This is a genomic window from Streptomyces sp. NPDC058008 (assembly GCF_042886395.1).
Taxonomy (GTDB): Bacteria; Actinomycetota; Actinomycetes; order Streptomycetales; family Streptomycetaceae; genus Streptomyces.
In genome coordinates this window covers 42,115-58,224 of the sequence record NZ_JBHVQX010000002.1, presented here as the reverse complement: position 1 = coordinate 58,224, position 16,110 = coordinate 42,115, and the positions used below count along the sequence as shown (strand labels likewise).

Below are 16,110 nucleotides of genomic sequence, written 5' to 3'. Positions count from 1 at the left end.
ATCAGGCATTGTCGCGGATGCCCGCGAAGAGGTCGCTCTCGGGGAGGGAAGTATCGACCAGGGACTTCGCCAGCTCGTACTCCTCGGTGGGCCAGACCTGCCGCTGGACGTCCATCGGCACCCGGAACCAGCCGCCGTCCGGATCGATCTGCGTGGCGTGCGCGATCAGCGCCTTGTCGCGGATCTCGAAGAAGTCGTCGCACGGGATGTGCGTGGTCAGCGTGCGTTCGGCGCGCTCGAACTCCTTCCAGCGCTCCAGCCAGTCGCCGTACGGGGACTCCAGCCCGCGGGCGAGGAGCGCCTCGTGGAGGGCGAGCGTGCGGGGCTTGTTGAAGCCCTGGTTGTAGTAGAGCTTCCGCGGCTGGAAGGCCGGGCCGAACTCCGCCTCGGGGAACTTCTCGGTGTCCGCGGCGCCCTCGAACGCGATCATCGAGATCGTGTGGGTCTTGATGTGGTCGGGGTGCGGGTAGCCGCCGTTCTCGTCGTAGGTGGTGATCACCTGCGGCCGGAACGCGCGGATCTTCGCGACGAGCCGCCCCGCGGCCGTCACGTCGTCCTCCAGGGCGAAGCAGCCGTCGGGAAGCGGGGGCAGCGGGTCGCCCTCGGGCAGACCCGAGTCGACGAAGCCGAGCCACTCCTGCTTGACGCCGAGGATCTCCCGGGCCTCGTCCATCTCCTTCCGGCGCACCTCGTGGATGTTCGCCTCGATGTACGCGTCGCCCTGGAGCTTCGGGTTGAGGATGGATCCCCGCTCCCCTCCCGTGCAGGTGACGACCAGGACGTCCACCCCCTCGGACACGTACTTGGCCATGGTGGCCGCGCCCTTGCTCGACTCGTCGTCGGGGTGGGCGTGAACGGCCATCAGTCGCAGCTGCTCGGTCAAGACTCGGTCCTCAGTGATTCGTCGCGGTGGTCGGCTTCTATAGTGACTGAACCGGGGGGTGGAAAATTCCTCGATCCCCGGTACGGGAGGAACGATCATGGCAGCGGTGCGCGAGGCCTTGCCCGAGGGGCGCTACGGCCGGTCGCGGGACCAGCGCGCGGACCGCAGGCTGCGGATCATCGGCTCCGTGCTGGGTGCCGCCCTCCTCGCCCTGATCGGCTGGTTCGGCTACCACTACGTGGCGAACTCCGACGTCAGCGCCGAGCTCATCAAGTCCAAGATCGTCTCGGACAGTCGCGCCGAGGCCCATCTGGAGGTCCGCAAGGACCTCGGCACGGACGCGAACTGCACGCTCCGCGCCCTGAGCGAGGAGGGCGCCGAGGTCGGGCGGGCGGACTTCCGGTTCGACGAGCGTTCGGAGCGGATCGACCGGGTCGTCTCGCTGCGCACCACCTCCAGGGCGACCGCGGTGGAGCTGACGGGGTGCACCGCCGGCGGGTGACCGCATCCGGGGGCGCGCGCCGCTCCTGAGCGCCGGGATCCCGCGCCGGCCTGCGCGGACGCGCGTGTGACGTTTTACCTTCTCCCCCTTTTCGCGCGGAATTGTTAGGCTCGTTGTTTCGCCCACCCGTGGCAGCGCATGCTTGGGGTAGGGCGTTGCTTTGTATTCCCAGCACCGACGAGGAGCACCCTGTGACCCAGACCAGCGATAACGTCACCTGGCTCACGCCGGAGGCGTACAACCAGCTGAAGGCGGAGCTGGAGTACCTGTCTGGTCCCGCGCGCACGGAGATCTCCGTCAAGATCGCGGCGGCCCGCGAGGAGGGTGACCTCCGCGAGAACGGCGGCTACCACGCGGCCAAGGAGGAGCAGGGCAAGATGGAGCTCCGGGTCCGTCAGCTGACCCAGCTCCTGGAGCACGCGAAGGTCGGCGAGGCCCCGGCCGACGACGGCGTGGTCGAGCCCGGCATGGTGGTGACCATCGCCTTCGACGGCGACCCGGACGACACGGTCACCTTCCTGCTCGCCTCCCGCGAGTACGCGAGCACCGACATCGAGACGTACTCCCCCCAGTCCCCGCTCGGCACGGGCGTGAACGGCAAGCGGGTGGGCGACGACGCGGAGTACGAGCTGCCGAACGGCAAGAAGGCCACGGTGAGGATCGTCTCGGCGAAGCCCTACCAGGGCTGACCCGCACAAGCACACGGGAGAGCCCCGGCCGCACGTGCGGCCGGGGCTCTCCCGTGTCCGGGGTCAGGCGGTGGCCGAGCGGTATCTGCGGACCGCCAGGGTGCGGAAGACCACGACGATCAGGACCGACCAGATCACCGAGGCGAAGATCGGGTGCTGCATGGGCCAGGCGTCCGAGGCGACGAAGCCGGGCGGGACGTTGCCGAACAGCTCACGGCAGGCGGCCACGGTGGCGCTGAACGGATTCCACTCCGCGATGTAGCGCAGGACGGTCGGCATCTGGTTCGCGTCCACGAAGGCGTTCGAGATGAACGTCAGCGGGAACAGCCAGATCAGTCCGCCGGAGGTGGCCGCCTCCGGTGTGCGCACGACGAGGCCGATGAGCGCGCCGATCCAGGAGAACGCGTAGCCGAGCAGGAGCAGCAGCAGGAAGCCGATCAGCACCTTGCCGAGGTTCTCGTGGGTGCGCCAGCCGATGATGAGTGCGACACCGGCCAGGACGACGAGGGTGAGCGCGGTCTGCACGAGGTCCGCGAGGGTACGTCCGGTGAGGACCGCGCCCCGGGCCATCGGCAGTGACCGGAAGCGGTCGATCAGCCCCTTGTGCATGTCGTCCGCGATGCCCGCTCCGGCGCCCGCGGTGGCGAAGGTGACGGTCTGGGCGAAGATCCCGGCCATCAGGAACTCCTTGTAGGCCGTGGACGACAGGGAGCTGCCCACCTTGATGGAACCGCCGAACACGTAGGTGAACAGCACCACGAACATGATGGGCTGGACCAGGCCGAAGATCACCATCTCGGGGATCCTGGCCATGCGGATCAGGTTGCGCCGTGCGACGACCAGCGAGTCCGCGACCGAACGGGCGAGGGCCCCCCGGGACGTGAGCGGTGCCAGGTCCGGCGTATCCGTGACGGCGCTCATCGCGCGTCCTCCTTCCGGCCCGTCGCGGCCTCGGTCGGTGTGGTGCCGGCGTTCTTCTCCAGCTCGGCGGCGTGGCCGGTGAGCGAGATGAAGACGTCGTCGAGGGTGGGGCGGCGCAGGCCGATGTCGTCGATCTCCACGCCGTTGGCGTCGAGGTCGCGGATGACCTCGGCGAGCAGCTTGGCGCCGCCGGTGACCGGGACGGTCAGCTTGCGGGTGTGCTCGGCGACCGAGATCTCGCCCTTGCCGAACGCGGCGAGCACCGAGCGGGCGGGGGCGATCCGGTCGGGCCGGTGGACGACGACCTCGACGCGCTCACCGCCGGTGCGGGCCTTGAGCTGGTCCGAGGTGCCGCGGGCGATCACCTCGCCGTGGTCGATGACGCAGATGTCGTGGGCGAGGTGGTCGGCCTCCTCCAGGTACTGCGTGGTCAGCAGCAGCGTCGTGCCTCCCGCGACGAGTTCCTCGATGACCCCCCACAGCTGCTGCCGGTTGCGCGGGTCGAGTCCGGTGGTGGGCTCGTCCATGAACATCACCGGCGGGGAGATGACGAGCGCCGCCGCCAGGTCGAGGCGGCGGCGCATGCCTCCCGAGTACGTCTTCGCGGGGCGGTCGGCCGCGTCGGCGAGGTGGAACTTCTCCAGGAGCTCCCCGGCCCGCTTCTTCGCGTCGCGCGAGGTCATCTGGTAGAGCTGGCCGACCATCCGGAGGTTCTCGCGGCCGGTGAGGTACTCGTCGACGGCCGCGAACTGGCCGGAGAGGCCGATCGAGCGGCGGACCAAATCGGGATTCCTCAGGACGTCGATGCCCGCCACGACGGCCCGCCCGCTGTCGGGCCGGAGCAGGGTGGTCAGGACACGCACGGCTGTCGTCTTGCCGGCGCCGTTGGGCCCCAGCAGCCCGAGGACGGTGCCTTCGGGTACGTCGAGATCGACGCCGCCCAGTGCTCGTACATCGCCGAAGGTCTTCACCAGGCCTTCGGCGTAGATGGCGCCTGGCATTCGGGACTCCCCCAGTTGCTTCGCGTGGATTCCTGAGCGGATCGTAGGGTTCCCGGCCCCTCGGGGCGGGGAACACCGGAGTGTTCGGCGATGCACCGTAACGCGATACATCGCGACCCACAACAGGTTTCGCGAAGGAGTCCCGGACCGCTCAGGACCGTACGAGATAGCCGGCGGCCCGCAGCGCGGCGGCGACCTCCTCGCAGTGCTCCGGCCCCTTGGTCTCCAGGTGCAGTTCCACCTCCGCCTCGGTGAGCCCCAGCCGGGGATCGGTCCGCACGTGGCTGATGTCGAGCACGTTGGCGTCGGCGACGGAGAGGGTGGCGAGCATCGCGGCCAGTGCTCCCGGCCGGTCGGTGAGCCGCAGCCGCAGGCTCAGGTAGCGGCCCGCCGCGACCATGCCGTGCGTCAGGATGCGCTGTATCAGCAGGGGGTCGACGTTGCCGCCCGAGAGCACCGCGACGACGGGTCCGCGAAAGGCCCCGGGATCGCTCAGCAGCGCCGCGACGGGGATCGCGCCGGCCGGCTCGACGACCATCTTCGCCCGCTCCAGGCAGAGCAGGAGCGCGCTGGAGAGCTCGTCCTCGGAGACCGTGCGGACCTCGTCCACCAGCTCCTGGACCAGCGGGAACGTCAGGTCGCCGGGCCGTCCCACCTTGATCCCGTCGGCCATGGTCTGCACCGGGTCGAGCGCCACGGGGTGGCCGGCGGAGAGCGAGGGCGGGAAGGCTGCCGCGCCCTCCGCCTGGACGCCGACGATCCTGACGTCGGGGCGCAGGGACTTCACCGCGACCGCGATCCCCGCGGCGAGGCCGCCCCCGCCGACGCCCACCACGATGGTGCGGACCTCCGGGCACTGTTCGAGGATCTCCAGGCCCACCGTGCCCTGGCCGGCGATGACGTCCGGGTGGTCGAAGGGGTGGATGAAGACGGCGCCGGTCTGCTCCGCGTACTCCTGGGCGGCGGCGAGCGTCTCGTCGACGACGTGTCCGTGCAGCCGGACCTCGGCCCCGTACTCCCGGGTCGCCGCGACCTTCGGCAGGGGTGCGCCGACCGGCATGAAGACCGTGGAACGTACGCCGAGCAGCGAAGACGCGAGTGCGACACCCTGCGCATGGTTTCCGGCACTCGCGGCCACCACTCCGGCCGCCCTCTCGACGGGGCTGAGGCCGGCGATGCGCACATAGGCGCCGCGCAGTTTGAACGAGCCGGTGCGCTGGAGGTTCTCGCACTTGAGGTGGACGGGCGCGCCCACGAGTGAACTGAGATGGCGGCTGCCTTCCATCCCGGTCGTTCTGGCCACCCCGGACAGCATCTTCTGCGCCCCTCGGATGTCGTCGAGGATCAGCGGAGGAAAGGGGCCTGACGTACGGAAGGTCATGACAGCAAGTCTTGCAGCTCGGAGCCCTCGGAGCCGTAGCGTCTCAGGGCGGCCTGCGGTGGTGTCCACAGGTTTGTGCAGCGCTGCTACACGTTGCCCCGTGGCCGCGTACTCTGTCCCCCACCCATCCGACACCGCACGAAGAGAGCCCCCGGCCATGCCCCCTCAGGACATGACGACTGCTGCGTCTCCTTCCGGGGGCACGGCCCCCGGACATCCGGGAACGGACCACCTCCTCGACACCCTCCAGCACCAGGTGGCCGTGTTCGCCCGCCGTGCCGAGCAGACCCGCCTCGGCGGTGTCGGCCAGGTCCGCAACTCGATGGACCGGGCGGCCTACCTGTTGCTCAACCGGCTCGACGTGGAAGGCCCCATGGGCGTCAAGGCGCTGGCCGCGGGTATGGGGATCGACTCCTCGACCGTGACCCGGCAGGTCGCGCCGCTCGTCGACACCGGCCTGGTCAAGCGCACCTCGCACCCGGAGGACGGGCGTGCCGTGGTGCTCCAGCTCTCCCCCCGCGGCCAGTCCCGCCTGGAGGAGGTCCGCGCCTCCCGGCGTGAGCTGATGTCGCAGGTGACCGGCGAGTGGACCCCGGAGGAGCGGGACACCTTCTGCACGCTGCTCACCCGGTTCAACGCCTCGCTGGCTGCGCGGCAGACGGCGGCCCAGCAGACCCCGGAGAACTGACCGGCCGACCCGCGGTCCCGGCCGCCCCGCCCGGCTGTCCCCCGCGTTCCGCGGGCCTACGCTGGAAGGGACTGGACCCGCGAGTCGAGGAGGCCGTGATGACACGGAAGATCGCCGACTGCCGCAGGTATCCGAGCGTCTCGCACTGCACGCTCACCATTTCCGGTGAGGAGGACGAGGTGGTCCGGGCCGCAGCCGAACACGCGGTCTCGGTCCACGAGCACACGGACAGCCCGGAACTGCGCGAGCAGATCCGCGGCACGCTGGAGGACGAGAAGGTCGCCGTCTGAGCGTGGTACGCACCGTCCGGCGGCCGGGAGCACACTCCCGGCCGCCGGACGTCGGCTGTGCGGGGGCGGTACGGCGTCGGCGGGGGCGCGAAGAGCCTGGGCCGGGGGCGAGCGGCGCGGGCCGTCGTCCGCACAGCCGGGCCACAGGCGTCGCACGGGGGAAGCCCAGGTGGCCGCCGTACCGTCCCGGCCATGGACGAGAGCGGTGCGGGCGGGCGGAAGGCCCTGACGGCGGACAGCACGGCGGCCCGGGCGGCGCGCCTCGCGGAGGCGGCCGTGAGCGCCCTGGTCGAAGCGGTCGCCCTCACCCCCACCCCGGGGCTGACGGACCGCGCCGGCCCGGGTCCCGGGGCGCCCGACGCCGCCACGGCCCGCTGGGCGGCCCTCGCGCTGCGTCCGGGTCTCGCGGCGATGGCCGGGGCCGCGGCGCGCACCGGTGCGGCCACCGGCCGGCTCCGGGAGGAACTGGGGGCGATCGGCAGGGCCGCCGAACGGACGGCACGGGTGGCCGCGTGCGGCACCCGGCAGCACCGGGGAGCGGTCTGGGCCCTGGGGCTCCTGGTCTCGGCGGCGGCCCTGGACGAGGGGGCGGCGGCCGCCGAGGTGACAGCGACGGCGAGATCGCTGGCCCTGCTCCGCGACCGCGGGGCGCCCCGTGTCCCGTCGCCGGGTTCCTCGGTCTCCGCGCGCTACGGAGCCGCCGGGGCGAAGGGCGAGGCGCGGGCCGGATTCCCGCACGCCCGGCGTGCCCTGGAGGCACTGCGCGGCTCGCGGGGCCGGGGGACCGACGAGGAGGACGCCCGGCTGGACGCACTGCTGGGCGTCATGAGCACCCTTCAGGACACCGGTCTCCTCTACCGTGCGGGCCCGCACGGGCTGCGGCTCGTCCAGAGCGGGGCACGCACCGTCCTGGACGCCGGGGGCACGGGCACGGCCACAGGGCGCGAAGCGCTGTACGCCCTGGACGAGGAGCTCCGCTCGCGCGGCCTGCGGGCCGGGGGCAGCGAACCGCTGTTCGCGGCGGCGCTGTTCCTCGACCGGATCTGCTGAACGCGGGGGAGGCTGCGGAACCGCCGGGTGGACGGCCGGCGCCGCCACGGTGCGCCCGGCACAGCGCCGCGTGCCCCTCCGGCGGCCGGGGCTCGCCCGGCCGCCGGAGGGGCCGCCCGTCAGCCGAGTGCCTGCGTCAGGTCGGCCAGCAGGTCGTCGGCGTTCTCGATGCCGACGGAGAGCCGGACCAGGTCGGCCGGCACCTCCAGCGGGGAGCCCGCCGCGGACGCGTGCGTCATGCGGCCCGGGTGCTCCAGGAGCGACTCGACGCCCCCGAGCGACTCCCCGAGCGTGAAGAGCTTCGCGCGGTTGCAGACCTCCACCGCCGCCTCCTCGCCGCCCGCGACCCGGAACGACACCATCCCGCCGAAGGCCTTCATCTGCTTGGCGGCGATCTCGTGCCCCGGGTGCTCCGGCAGCCCCGGGTAGAGGACCTGGGTCACCTTGGGGTGCCGGGTCAGCAGGTCGGCGACCTTCGTCGCGTTCTCGTCGTGGCGGTCCATGCGGACCGCCAGGGTCTTGATGCCGCGCAGCACCAGCCACGCGTCGAACGGCCCGGCCACCGCACCCATCGCGTTCTGGTGGTAGGCCAGTTCCTCGGCCAGCCCCGGGTCGCCGACGACGAGCGCGCCGCCGACGACGTCCGAGTGGCCGCCCATGTACTTCGTGGTGGAGTGCACCACGACGTCGGCGCCGAGGGAGAGCGGCTGCTGGAGGTAGGGGCTGGCGAAGGTGTTGTCGACGACCAGCCGCGCGCCCGCCTGCCGTGCCACCCCGGCGACGGCGGCGATGTCGGTGATGCCGAGCAGCGGGTTGGACGGCGTCTCCACCCAGACCACCTTGGTGCGCGGGGTGAGGGCGGCCCGCACCGCGCCGACGTCCGAGGTGTCCGCGACCGAGAACTCCACGCCCCAGCGCGACGCCACCTTGGCGAACAGCCGGAACGTGCCGCCGTAGGCGTCGTTCGGGATGACGACGTGGTCACCGGGGGTCAGCAGCGTACGCAGGAGGCAGTCCTCCGCGGCGAGGCCCGACGCGAAGGCGAGCCCGCGACGGCCGCCCTCCAGTGCCGCCAGGTTCTCCTCCAGCGCGGTGCGGGTGGGGTTGGCGCTGCGGCTGTACTCGTAACCGCCGCGCAGCCCGCCCACGCCGTCCTGCTTGTACGTGGACACCTGGTAGATCGGCGGGACCACCGCGCCGGTGAGGGGATCCGCCGTGTTGCCGGCGTGGATCGCAAGGGTCTCGAAGCTGTGCTGGTCGCTCATGGGGCCCGAGCGTAGTTCGTCAGGAGGGGTGTCACGGGCCACTCGCCGCCCGGTTACCCGTCCGGGGACAATGGACCGCATGGAGATTCTGTGGTTCCTGCTCGCCCTGTGCATGCTCGGCGCCGTCGTCGGCCCGATCATGCTGCGTCGCCGTGGCGGTATCCGCCAGGTCGCGCCCGGTTCGCCCGACGCGGCCGACCCGGATACGTACGGCTTCGCACGCCAGGAGGAGCTCGACGTCCGGATGCCGGGTCCCGACCAGGACCTGCTCGACGTCCTCGACGTCGTCCAGGCCACCCAGAGCTGGAAGGCGGCCTCCCAGCTGCTCGCGGGCACGCCCAAGGAGAGCGAGATCCGCTGGCAGCGGGTGCAGGCCTTCGCCGGTGCGGCCTCCCTGGAGCTGGCGCAGCGGCCCGGCGCCGGCGGGGCGTGGCTCAGGGCGTGGCGCGCCGAGGCCCCGAAGGACGCGGGCGCGGCGGCGGTGCACGCGGAGTTCCTGGTGCAGCAGGCGTGGCGCACCGGCACGGTGGGCACGGACGACTTCCGCATCATCCTGGAGGAGGCCCGTACGGTCTGCGGTGAGGCGGCCCTGCTGGCTCCCGGCGACCCCGTCCCCTACATCGTGGAGCTGGCCGTCGCGCGCGGCCTGGGTTACTCCCACGAGCAGTTCGACCAGGCCTGGGCGAAGATCATCGACCGGGCCCCGGGGCACATGGGCGCGCACATCGCGGCGCTGCACTTCTGGTGCGAGAAGTGGCACGGCTCCCGGGAGGAGGCCGAGCGCTTCGCCACGGCTGCCGCCGCCCGCGCCCCGCAGGGCTCGCTGCTCGCCGCGCTGCCGCTCTTCGCACTGTACGAGCACCTGCCCGAGGTCAATCTGGTGCAGGGGTTCTACCGCAGCGTGGTCGTGACGAAGGCGGTCGAGGGCGCGATGTTCGCGGTGCACGCGGCCCGCGCCGACGACCCGGTGCTCGCGCACGTCCGGCACCTGCTGGTCCTCTTCCTCGTCCGCATGGAGCGCTGGTCGGAGGCGATGCACCAGTTCGTCCACATCGACGGCCACGTCGGCGCCCTGCCCTGGACCCAGAACCCCGACCCGGCCGCCGAGTACACGGTGTACCGGGCGCTGGCCGTCGCCGGGTACGAGGCGAACGGCGGCAGCCCCGCGACCCTGCTCCACTGACCCGGCACACCCGCCCTCCGGATTGGACCGGCACACCATGGCACGACTGATCCCGCTGATCCTGCTGGGGCTCGCCGTCTTCTTCTGGCTGCGGGCCCGCAGGAAGACGGCCGACTACCTGGCCTCCTACGAGTACCCGGCCGGCGCGGACCGCGCGGGTGACGGGCGCCGCGAGGGCGATGAGCGCCGCGACCCCCCGGCCCCGGCGGCCTGAGACCCACCCAGTCCACCGGAATCCGCGGCGCCCCCGTGACGTTGTACGAAGCGAACCCCGACCCCGGAGGAGCCCCCGCATGTTCCTGACCCACCGCACCCCGCAGCTCCCCACCCCCGAGGAGGCCCTGCGCGGCCGCCCCACCCCCGAATTCACGGTGCCGTCCCGCCACACGGTGCTGGGCAACCCGCTGACCGGCCCGTATCCGCAGGGCCTGGAGGTCGCCGACTTCGCGCTGGGCTGTTTCTGGGGCGCCGAGCGCAAGTTCTGGCAGACGGAGGGCGTCTGGACGACGCTCGTCGGCTACCAGGGCGGCTCCACCGAGAACCCGTCGTACGAGGAGACCTGCTCCGGCCTGACCGGTCACACCGAGGCGGTCCGTGTCGTCTTCGACCCGAAGGCCGTGAGCTACGCGGATCTCCTGAAGCTGTTCTGGGAGTCCCACAACCCGACCCAGGGCTTCCGCCAGGGCAACGACGTGGGCACGCAGTACCGCTCGGCCCTCTACACCCACTCCCCCGAGCAGGCGGAGGCCGCGGAGGCGTCCCGTGAGGCGTACCAGCAGGTGCTGACCGGCGCCGGTCTCGGCACGATCACCACGGAGATCCTCCCGGCCCAGGGCCGTACGTTCTGGCCCGCCGAGGCGTACCACCAGCAGTACCTGGACAAGAACCCCGACGGTTACTGCGGCATCGGCGGCACCGGCGCCACCCTGGAGTCCCCCTCGGAGACCAACTGGGGCCGTGCCTGCCCGACGGGCATCGCCCCGGCGCCGACGGAGAGCTGAGCCCCGTCCGCCGCACGGAGTCCGCGGACGGGAGTCCGGGCGCCTCCGTGGCCGCGTGATCGCTACTGTGTCCCCCCGCCCGGTTGCGGGCGGGGGGACACACAGGGGTGGGACATGCGCAGAGGGATCGCCGCACTCGCGGCGGTGGCGGCCGTGGGCGCCGCGGTGGTGACGGCTCCGGCCGCACACGCCGAGGGCCGGGGGGACATCCGGGTCGTCAGGACGGTCGTGAACGCGGGCGGCAGTGTGATCGTCGGCGTCAAGAACGTGAAGCGGTTCCCGATCGTCATGACGATCAAGGACAACTCGGGTGTGAAGGGCGTGGCGCACGTGTCCGCCTTCAACACGGCCAACGCCCACGGGCCGGTGTCGTACCTGGGCACGTCGTGCAGGAGGAGCAGCTCCACCACGTCCGTGTGCACCGCGACGATGGAGATCGACCCGTCGTGGATCGACTCCTACGGAAGCGGCAACGAGGGCTGGGACGCCAACGCGGTGGCCGGGACCTGGCAGGTCAACGCCACGGTCCAGGCCAACGACAAGGACTACTGGATCTCCGACCGCATCGCCACGTTCAAGGTGAAGCGCGCCGCGACACTGACGACGGACGCGGCGCCCGAGCCGGTGCGGAAGGGCGGAACGCTCACCGTCGTGGGCACACTGTCCCGGGCCGACTGGACCGATCTCAGGTACCACGGGTTCACCAGGCAGGTGGTGAAGCTGCAGTACAAGAAGCCCGGCGGCTCGTACCGCACGGTCAAGACGGCGACGACGGACGGCAGGGGCAACCTGCGGACGACCGTGAAGGCCTCCGCGTCGGGCAGCTGGCGCTGGGCGTTCCTCGGTACGACGACGACCATGAAGGTCGTCTCCACCGGTGACGCGGTCGCGGTGAAGTAGACGGCCGCTCTGCCCGCGGCGAATCCGCCGCGGGCAGAGATCGGTGATGCGGGGGCCCCGGTGGGCCAAGAGTGGAGGGAACGCGGCCGTACCGGCCGCCCCACCACCGGGAGGTCCGATGTCGCCCCACCCCGCTGCCCGCCCACGCGCCGCCGAAGAGGACACACCGGCGACACGGTTCGACGACCATCTCGCGGCCCGGCTCCTCGCCCAGCGGATCGTGTTCCTGGGCACCCAGGTGGACGAGGTCTCGGCGAACCGGGTCTGCGCGCAACTGCTGCTCCTGTCCGCCGAGGACCCGCGCACCGACATCAGCCTCTGCGTCAACAGCCCCGGCGGCTCCGTGACGGCGGGGCTGGCCATCTACGACACGATGCGGCTCGTCCCGAACGACGTCTCCACCCTCGCCATGGGGTTCGCCGCGTCCATGGGGCAGTTCCTGCTCACCGTCGGGACCGCGGGCAAGAGGTTCGCCCTGCCGAACGCGCGGATCATGATGCACCAGCCGTCGGCCGGCATCGGCGGCAGCGCTTCCGACATCGCGATCCAGGCGGAGAACCTCGAGTTCACGAAGCGGGCCGTCGAGCGGATCACGGCGGCCCACACAGGGCAGTCCGCGGAGACGATCTCCCGGGACGGCGACCGGGACCGCTGGTTCACGGCGGAGGAGGCGAAGGCGTACGGCATGGTCGATCACGTCGTCGAGTCGCTCGCCGACGTCCGCCCGGCCGGCTCGCGACGACGGATGGGACTCTGACATGGGCCAGTACACGATTCCGAACGTCGTCGAGCGCACCCCGCAGGGGGAACGGTCCTACGACGTCTTCAGCCGGCTCCTGTCCGAGCGGATCGTCTTCATCGGTACGGAGATCGACGACGGGGTCGCCAACGTCGTCATCGCCCAGTTGCTCCACCTGGAGTCGGCGAGTCCGGGGGCAGAGATCGCGGTCTACCTCAACTCGCCCGGCGGCTCGTTCACCTCGCTCATGGCGATCTACGACACGATGAGCTTCGTCTCGGCGCCCATCGCGACGTTCTGCGTGGGCCAGGCCGCGTCGACCGCGGCGGTGCTCCTGGCCGGCGGGGACCCCGGGCGGCGGTTCGTCCTGGAGCACTCCCGGGTGCTGCTGGGCCAGCCGGCCAGCGGCGGACAGCAGGGCACGGTGTCCGATCTGCGGCTGCACGCGCGGGAGATGCTCAGGATCCGCTCGCAGGTCGAGGAGGTCCTGGCCCGGCACACACCCCACGACGCCGCGACCCTGCGGGCGGACACCGACCGGGACCGGTTCTTCACGGCGCGGGAGGCGGTGGAGTACGGGCTCGCGGACGAGGTCCTCAGCCGACGGGCCCCGGTGGCCGCCGCCTGACGAACGCCCCGTCCGCCCGCGCGGGGAGATCAGGCGGCCAGTCGCACCTCGACCGTCGAGGCGCGGACCGGGGACGTACGGGAGGGCGCGCCGCGGCGGGCGAGCTCGTCCTGTGCCAGGGACAGCACGTCCGCCAGGCCGAGCCCGAGCGAACGGGCAGCCGCCCCGAGGACCTCCGACGAGGCCTCCTTGCGGCCGCGCTCGACCTCGGAGAGGTACGGCATGGAGATACGGGCGGCCTCGGACACGTCCTTGAGGGTCCGCTTCTGCGCGAGCCGCTCACGGCGCAGCACGTCCCCGACGACGTCCCGCCAGAGGGGCTCCCTGGGGGCGGGGGTCGCGGGGACGGGGCGCAGGGGGATGACACGGGCTCGGCCGGTCGCGGGGCTGCTCATCGCCCCAGCGTAGGAGCGGCGGGCCCGGTACGGGAGGGGAAGTGCCCGCGCGCCGGGCGGATCTGCTGTCGGCAGAAGGGCGGTCGCCTCCCCGCCGCGGGCGGACGGGCGGAACCGGCGGCTGCCCGGGGGCGGACGGACGCCGTGCGCCGCACGGCCCGGGGCGGTCCCCCGGGCGGTGCGGCGCGGCAGGTCAGATCAGGCCCTGGGCCAGCATCGCCTCCGCGACGATCTCGAAGCCCGCGATGTTCGCGCCGGCCACGTAGTTGCCCGGGCTGCCGTACTTCTCGGCCGTCGTGTGGCACGAGTCGTGGATGTGGCGCATGATCTGCGCGAGCCGCTCCTCGGTGTGGGCGAAGGTCCACGAGTCGCGGGACGCGTTCTGCTGCATCTCCAGGGCGCTGGTGGCCACACCGCCCGCGTTGGCCGCCTTGCCGGGGGCGAAGGCGACGCCCGCCTTCTGGAGGACCTGGACGGCCTCGGGGGTGGTCGGCATGTTGGCGCCCTCGGCGACCGCCTTCACCCCGTTGCGTACGAGGGCGACGGCGTCCGCCTCGTGGAGTTCGTTCTGGGTGGCGCAGGGCAGGGCCACGTCGACGGGGACGTTCCACACGCCCGTGCCCTCGACGTACCGCACGTGCCCGCCGCGCCGCTCGGCGTACTCGGAGATCCGGCCGCGGCCGGTCTCCTTGACCTCCTTGAGCAGACCGAGGTCGATGCCCTTCTCGTCGACGACGTAGCCGCCCGAGTCGGAGCAGGTCACGACGGTCGCGCCGAGCTGCTGGGCCTTCTCGACGGCGTAGATCGCGACGTTGCCGGAGCCGGACACCGCGATGCGCTGGCCGTCGAGGGACTCGCCGCGCACCCGGAGCATCTCGGCGGTGAAGAGGACGCAGCCGTAACCGGTCGCCTCGGTGCGGGCCTGGGCGCCGCCCCAGCCGAGGCCCTTGCCGGTGAGCACGCCGGACTCGTAGCGGTTGGTGATCCGCTTGTACTGGCCGAAGAGGTAGCCGATCTCCCGGCCGCCGACGCCGATGTCACCGGCGGGGACGTCGGTGTACTCGCCGAGGTGGCGGTGGAGTTCCGTCATGAACGACTGGCAGAACCGCATGACCTCGGCGTCCGACCGGCCCTTGGGGTCGAAGTCGGCGCCGCCCTTGCCGCCGCCGATCGGCATGCCGGTGAGGGCGTTCTTGAAGATCTGCTCGAAGCCGAGGAACTTCACGATGCCGAGGTTGACGGAGGGGTGGAAGCGCAGCCCGCCCTTGTACGGGCCGAGCGAGCTGGAGAACTCGACGCGGAATCCGCGGTTGACGTGGATGTCACCGGCGTCGTCCGACCACGGCACCCGGAAGATGAGCTGGCGCTCGGGCTCGCAGATCCGCTCGATGATGCGGGCGTCGACGAACTCCGGGCGCCGGGCCAGCACGGGGCCCAGGGTTTCGAGGACCTCGCGCACCGCCTGGTGGAACTCGCCCTCGCCCTGGTTGCGCCGCAGGATCTCCGCGTACAGCGGCTCGATGACACGGTTCTCGGCGGTGCGCGGGGTGAGGGAGTCGGAACTGGCCGGCATCTGATCAAGACCTTCCGTGGGTGGGCTCATGCGCGTCGGCGCTCCCTGTCCCCGGAGGCGCCACCGGCCCGTGGGGGCCGCTGCACCCGGCAAGTCTCGCAGTGCGGCCCCGCCTTGCCCGGACGACATCCACATAGTGGCCACGGCCGGCCGCCCCGGTGGACGCGCCCCGGCCCGTCCGTGCCCGTTCCCGCCGGGGCCGGGGGGCCGCACGGCGCCCGCGCCGCGGGGCCGTGCGGGTGGCGAACCTCACAGCCGGAGGAGGACGGCTGTGAGGTCCGCGCCCTGCCGCTCAGGCGGCCGCGTTCTCCGTCACGGTGACCTTGCCCTTGCGGATCGTCGCCACCCGGGGCGCCTTGCGGGCGAGGGAGCTGTCGTGCGTGACCATCACGAAGGTCAGTCCGTGCTCCTTCCACAGCCCGTCGAGCAGTTCCATGATCTCGTCGCGCATGGACTCGTCGAGGTTGCCGGTCGGTTCGTCGGCGAGGAGCACCTTCGGCCGCTTGACCAGGGCGCGGGCGATGGCGACGCGCTGCTGCTGACCGCCGGACATCTCGCTGGGCAGGTGGGTGGGCCGGTCGCCGAGGCCCACCGACTCCAGGGCCTCCGCGGCGCGTTCACGGCGGGACCTCGCCCCGAGGCCGAGGGGAACCAGCGCGGTCTCGACGTTCTCCTGGGCGGTGAGCGTCGGGATCAGGTTGAAGCTCTGGAAGACGAAGCCGATGGACTCGGCCCTGACCTTGGTGAGGCGGGACTCCGGGAGTCCGGCGAGGTCGACGCCGTCGAGCTCGACGGTGCCGGACGTGGGCCGGTCCAGCCCGCCGAGCATCTGGAGGAGGGTGGACTTGCCTCCGCCGGTCGGGCCCTGGATGACGAGCCTGCCGCCGTCCTCGATGGTCAGGTCGACACCGGCGAGCGCGTCGACGGGGTTCTTGCCGCGCATGTAGCGCTTGGTGACGCCCTTGAGCTGGTACACGTGTGGACTCCTGCTGCTACGTACGGAAGGGGAGGGGCGGGGCGG

19 protein-coding genes are annotated in these 16,110 nt (G+C 72.0%); 11 read left to right on the top strand and 8 right to left on the bottom strand.

The annotated features are described in order from the left end of the window. Position 1: 1 nt before the first annotated feature. Positions 2-883 carry a mycothiol conjugate amidase Mca gene (gene mca, locus ACFVS9_RS02030; protein WP_389929495.1) on the bottom strand — a complete coding sequence of 294 codons (882 nt, stop codon included), beginning with the start codon at positions 881-883 and terminating at the stop codon, positions 2-4. Between the two features lie 97 nt (positions 884-980). On the opposite strand from mca, the gene ACFVS9_RS02025 reads away from it, so the two are divergent. Further along, positions 981-1,385, top strand: coding sequence for a DUF4307 domain-containing protein (locus ACFVS9_RS02025; protein ID WP_383115542.1), 405 nt, complete (start codon positions 981-983; stop codon positions 1,383-1,385). Positions 1,386-1,576: 191 nt separating this feature from the next. After that, a complete protein-coding gene (greA, locus tag ACFVS9_RS02020) occupies positions 1,577-2,074 on the top strand; it encodes a transcription elongation factor GreA (protein ID WP_383115543.1) in 498 nt (165 codons plus the stop codon). 63 nt (positions 2,075-2,137) lie between these two features. Here greA and ACFVS9_RS02015 read toward each other — a convergent pair whose 3' ends face one another. From ACFVS9_RS02015 to ilvA, 3 genes are all read right to left on the bottom strand, one after another. Next, complete coding sequence (locus tag ACFVS9_RS02015) at positions 2,138-2,995, bottom strand: ABC transporter permease (protein ID WP_389929493.1); 858 nt, start codon at positions 2,993-2,995, stop codon at positions 2,138-2,140. Then, positions 2,992-3,996: an ATP-binding cassette domain-containing protein gene (locus ACFVS9_RS02010; protein WP_389929491.1), complete on the bottom strand. Its 1,005-nt coding sequence runs from the start codon at positions 3,994-3,996 to the stop codon at positions 2,992-2,994. The genes ACFVS9_RS02015 and ACFVS9_RS02010 overlap by 4 nt, the downstream gene beginning before the upstream one ends. A gap of 151 nt (positions 3,997-4,147) precedes the next feature. Beyond that, positions 4,148-5,377 carry a threonine ammonia-lyase gene (gene ilvA, locus ACFVS9_RS02005; RefSeq protein ID WP_389929489.1) on the bottom strand — a complete coding sequence of 410 codons (1,230 nt, stop codon included), beginning with the start codon at positions 5,375-5,377 and terminating at the stop codon, positions 4,148-4,150. Positions 5,378-5,534: 157 nt separating this feature from the next. Here ilvA and ACFVS9_RS02000 point away from each other — a divergent pair, with 157 nt between their 5' ends. The 3 genes from ACFVS9_RS02000 (at position 5,535) to ACFVS9_RS01990 (ending at position 7,405) form a co-directional block, all read left to right on the top strand. Then, positions 5,535-6,065, top strand: a complete 531-nt coding sequence (locus tag ACFVS9_RS02000; RefSeq protein ID WP_383115547.1) for a MarR family winged helix-turn-helix transcriptional regulator — start codon at positions 5,535-5,537, stop codon at positions 6,063-6,065. Positions 6,066-6,163: 98 nt separating this feature from the next. Beyond that, positions 6,164-6,355 carry a DUF1059 domain-containing protein gene (locus tag ACFVS9_RS01995; protein ID WP_383115548.1) on the top strand — a complete coding sequence of 64 codons (192 nt, stop codon included), beginning with the start codon at positions 6,164-6,166 and terminating at the stop codon, positions 6,353-6,355. Positions 6,356-6,547: 192 nt separating this feature from the next. Then, positions 6,548-7,405 (top strand): triphosphoribosyl-dephospho-CoA synthase, encoded by an 858-nt coding sequence (locus tag ACFVS9_RS01990; protein WP_389929487.1) that lies wholly within the window; start codon positions 6,548-6,550, stop codon positions 7,403-7,405. A 119-nt stretch (positions 7,406-7,524) separates the two neighbouring features. Here the strand turns inward: ACFVS9_RS01990 and ACFVS9_RS01985 are convergent, their stop codons facing one another. After that, positions 7,525-8,670: a cystathionine gamma-synthase gene (locus ACFVS9_RS01985; protein ID WP_383117268.1), complete on the bottom strand. Its 1,146-nt coding sequence runs from the start codon at positions 8,668-8,670 to the stop codon at positions 7,525-7,527. A 79-nt stretch (positions 8,671-8,749) separates the two neighbouring features. Between ACFVS9_RS01985 and ACFVS9_RS01980 the strand changes: the two genes are divergently transcribed. The 6 genes from ACFVS9_RS01980 to ACFVS9_RS01955 all read left to right on the top strand — a co-directional run bounded on the left by ACFVS9_RS01980 (position 8,750) and on the right by ACFVS9_RS01955 (position 13,121). After that, positions 8,750-9,853 (top strand): hypothetical protein, encoded by a 1,104-nt coding sequence (locus ACFVS9_RS01980; RefSeq protein ID WP_389929485.1) that lies wholly within the window; start codon positions 8,750-8,752, stop codon positions 9,851-9,853. Positions 9,854-9,890: 37 nt separating this feature from the next. Beyond that, on the top strand, positions 9,891-10,067 hold the full coding sequence (locus tag ACFVS9_RS01975; protein ID WP_383117266.1) for a hypothetical protein: 177 nt from the start codon (positions 9,891-9,893) through the stop codon (positions 10,065-10,067). Positions 10,068-10,146: 79 nt separating this feature from the next. Further along, on the top strand, positions 10,147-10,854 hold the full coding sequence (msrA, locus tag ACFVS9_RS01970; protein WP_389929483.1) for a peptide-methionine (S)-S-oxide reductase MsrA: 708 nt from the start codon (positions 10,147-10,149) through the stop codon (positions 10,852-10,854). A 114-nt stretch (positions 10,855-10,968) separates the two neighbouring features. Then, a complete protein-coding gene (locus ACFVS9_RS01965; protein WP_389929481.1) occupies positions 10,969-11,754 on the top strand; it encodes a hypothetical protein in 786 nt (261 codons plus the stop codon). A 118-nt stretch (positions 11,755-11,872) separates the two neighbouring features. Continuing rightward, positions 11,873-12,511 carry an ATP-dependent Clp protease proteolytic subunit gene (locus ACFVS9_RS01960; protein WP_389929479.1) on the top strand — a complete coding sequence of 213 codons (639 nt, stop codon included), beginning with the start codon at positions 11,873-11,875 and terminating at the stop codon, positions 12,509-12,511. Between the two features lies 1 nt (position 12,512). Further along, positions 12,513-13,121: a ClpP family protease gene (locus ACFVS9_RS01955; protein ID WP_389929477.1), complete on the top strand. Its 609-nt coding sequence runs from the start codon at positions 12,513-12,515 to the stop codon at positions 13,119-13,121. Between the two features lie 29 nt (positions 13,122-13,150). Here ACFVS9_RS01955 and ACFVS9_RS01950 read toward each other — a convergent pair whose 3' ends face one another. The 3 genes from ACFVS9_RS01950 to ACFVS9_RS01940 form a co-directional block, all read right to left on the bottom strand. Then, on the bottom strand, positions 13,151-13,516 hold the full coding sequence (locus tag ACFVS9_RS01950; RefSeq protein WP_389929475.1) for a helix-turn-helix domain-containing protein: 366 nt from the start codon (positions 13,514-13,516) through the stop codon (positions 13,151-13,153). Between the two features lie 193 nt (positions 13,517-13,709). Next, a complete protein-coding gene (gene gdhA / locus ACFVS9_RS01945; protein WP_383117260.1) occupies positions 13,710-15,089 on the bottom strand; it encodes an NADP-specific glutamate dehydrogenase in 1,380 nt (459 codons plus the stop codon). 292 nt (positions 15,090-15,381) lie between these two features. Then, a complete protein-coding gene (locus tag ACFVS9_RS01940; RefSeq protein WP_383117259.1) occupies positions 15,382-16,065 on the bottom strand; it encodes an ABC transporter ATP-binding protein in 684 nt (227 codons plus the stop codon). Positions 16,066-16,110: the final 45 nt, after the last annotated feature.

Bases quoted from the DNA above. Each gene is read 5' to 3' on its own strand.
- ACFVS9_RS01975 (WP_383117266.1), top strand. From the start codon at position 9,891: ATGGCACGACTGATCCCGCTGATCCTGCTGGGGCTCGCCGTCTTCTTC.
- ACFVS9_RS01990 (WP_389929487.1), top strand. From the start codon at position 6,548: ATGGACGAGAGCGGTGCGGGCGGGCGGAAGGCCCTGACGGCGGACAGC.
- ACFVS9_RS02010 (WP_389929491.1), bottom strand. From the start codon at position 3,996: ATGCCAGGCGCCATCTACGCCGAAGGCCTGGTGAAGACCTTCGGCGAT.
- ACFVS9_RS01995 (WP_383115548.1), top strand. From the start codon at position 6,164: ATGACACGGAAGATCGCCGACTGCCGCAGGTATCCGAGCGTCTCGCAC.
- ACFVS9_RS02000 (WP_383115547.1), top strand. From the start codon at position 5,535: ATGCCCCCTCAGGACATGACGACTGCTGCGTCTCCTTCCGGGGGCACG.
- ilvA (WP_389929489.1), bottom strand. From the start codon at position 5,377: ATGACCTTCCGTACGTCAGGCCCCTTTCCTCCGCTGATCCTCGACGAC.
- ACFVS9_RS01980 (WP_389929485.1), top strand. From the start codon at position 8,750: ATGGAGATTCTGTGGTTCCTGCTCGCCCTGTGCATGCTCGGCGCCGTC.
- ACFVS9_RS01955 (WP_389929477.1), top strand. From the start codon at position 12,513: ATGGGCCAGTACACGATTCCGAACGTCGTCGAGCGCACCCCGCAGGGG.
- ACFVS9_RS01960 (WP_389929479.1), top strand. From the start codon at position 11,873: ATGTCGCCCCACCCCGCTGCCCGCCCACGCGCCGCCGAAGAGGACACA.
- ACFVS9_RS01950 (WP_389929475.1), bottom strand. From the start codon at position 13,516: ATGAGCAGCCCCGCGACCGGCCGAGCCCGTGTCATCCCCCTGCGCCCC.
- gdhA (WP_383117260.1), bottom strand. From the start codon at position 15,089: ATGCCGGCCAGTTCCGACTCCCTCACCCCGCGCACCGCCGAGAACCGT.
- msrA (WP_389929483.1), top strand. From the start codon at position 10,147: ATGTTCCTGACCCACCGCACCCCGCAGCTCCCCACCCCCGAGGAGGCC.
- ACFVS9_RS02025 (WP_383115542.1), top strand. From the start codon at position 981: ATGGCAGCGGTGCGCGAGGCCTTGCCCGAGGGGCGCTACGGCCGGTCG.
- ACFVS9_RS01985 (WP_383117268.1), bottom strand. From the start codon at position 8,670: ATGAGCGACCAGCACAGCTTCGAGACCCTTGCGATCCACGCCGGCAAC.
- ACFVS9_RS02015 (WP_389929493.1), bottom strand. From the start codon at position 2,995: ATGAGCGCCGTCACGGATACGCCGGACCTGGCACCGCTCACGTCCCGG.
- ACFVS9_RS01965 (WP_389929481.1), top strand. From the start codon at position 10,969: ATGCGCAGAGGGATCGCCGCACTCGCGGCGGTGGCGGCCGTGGGCGCC.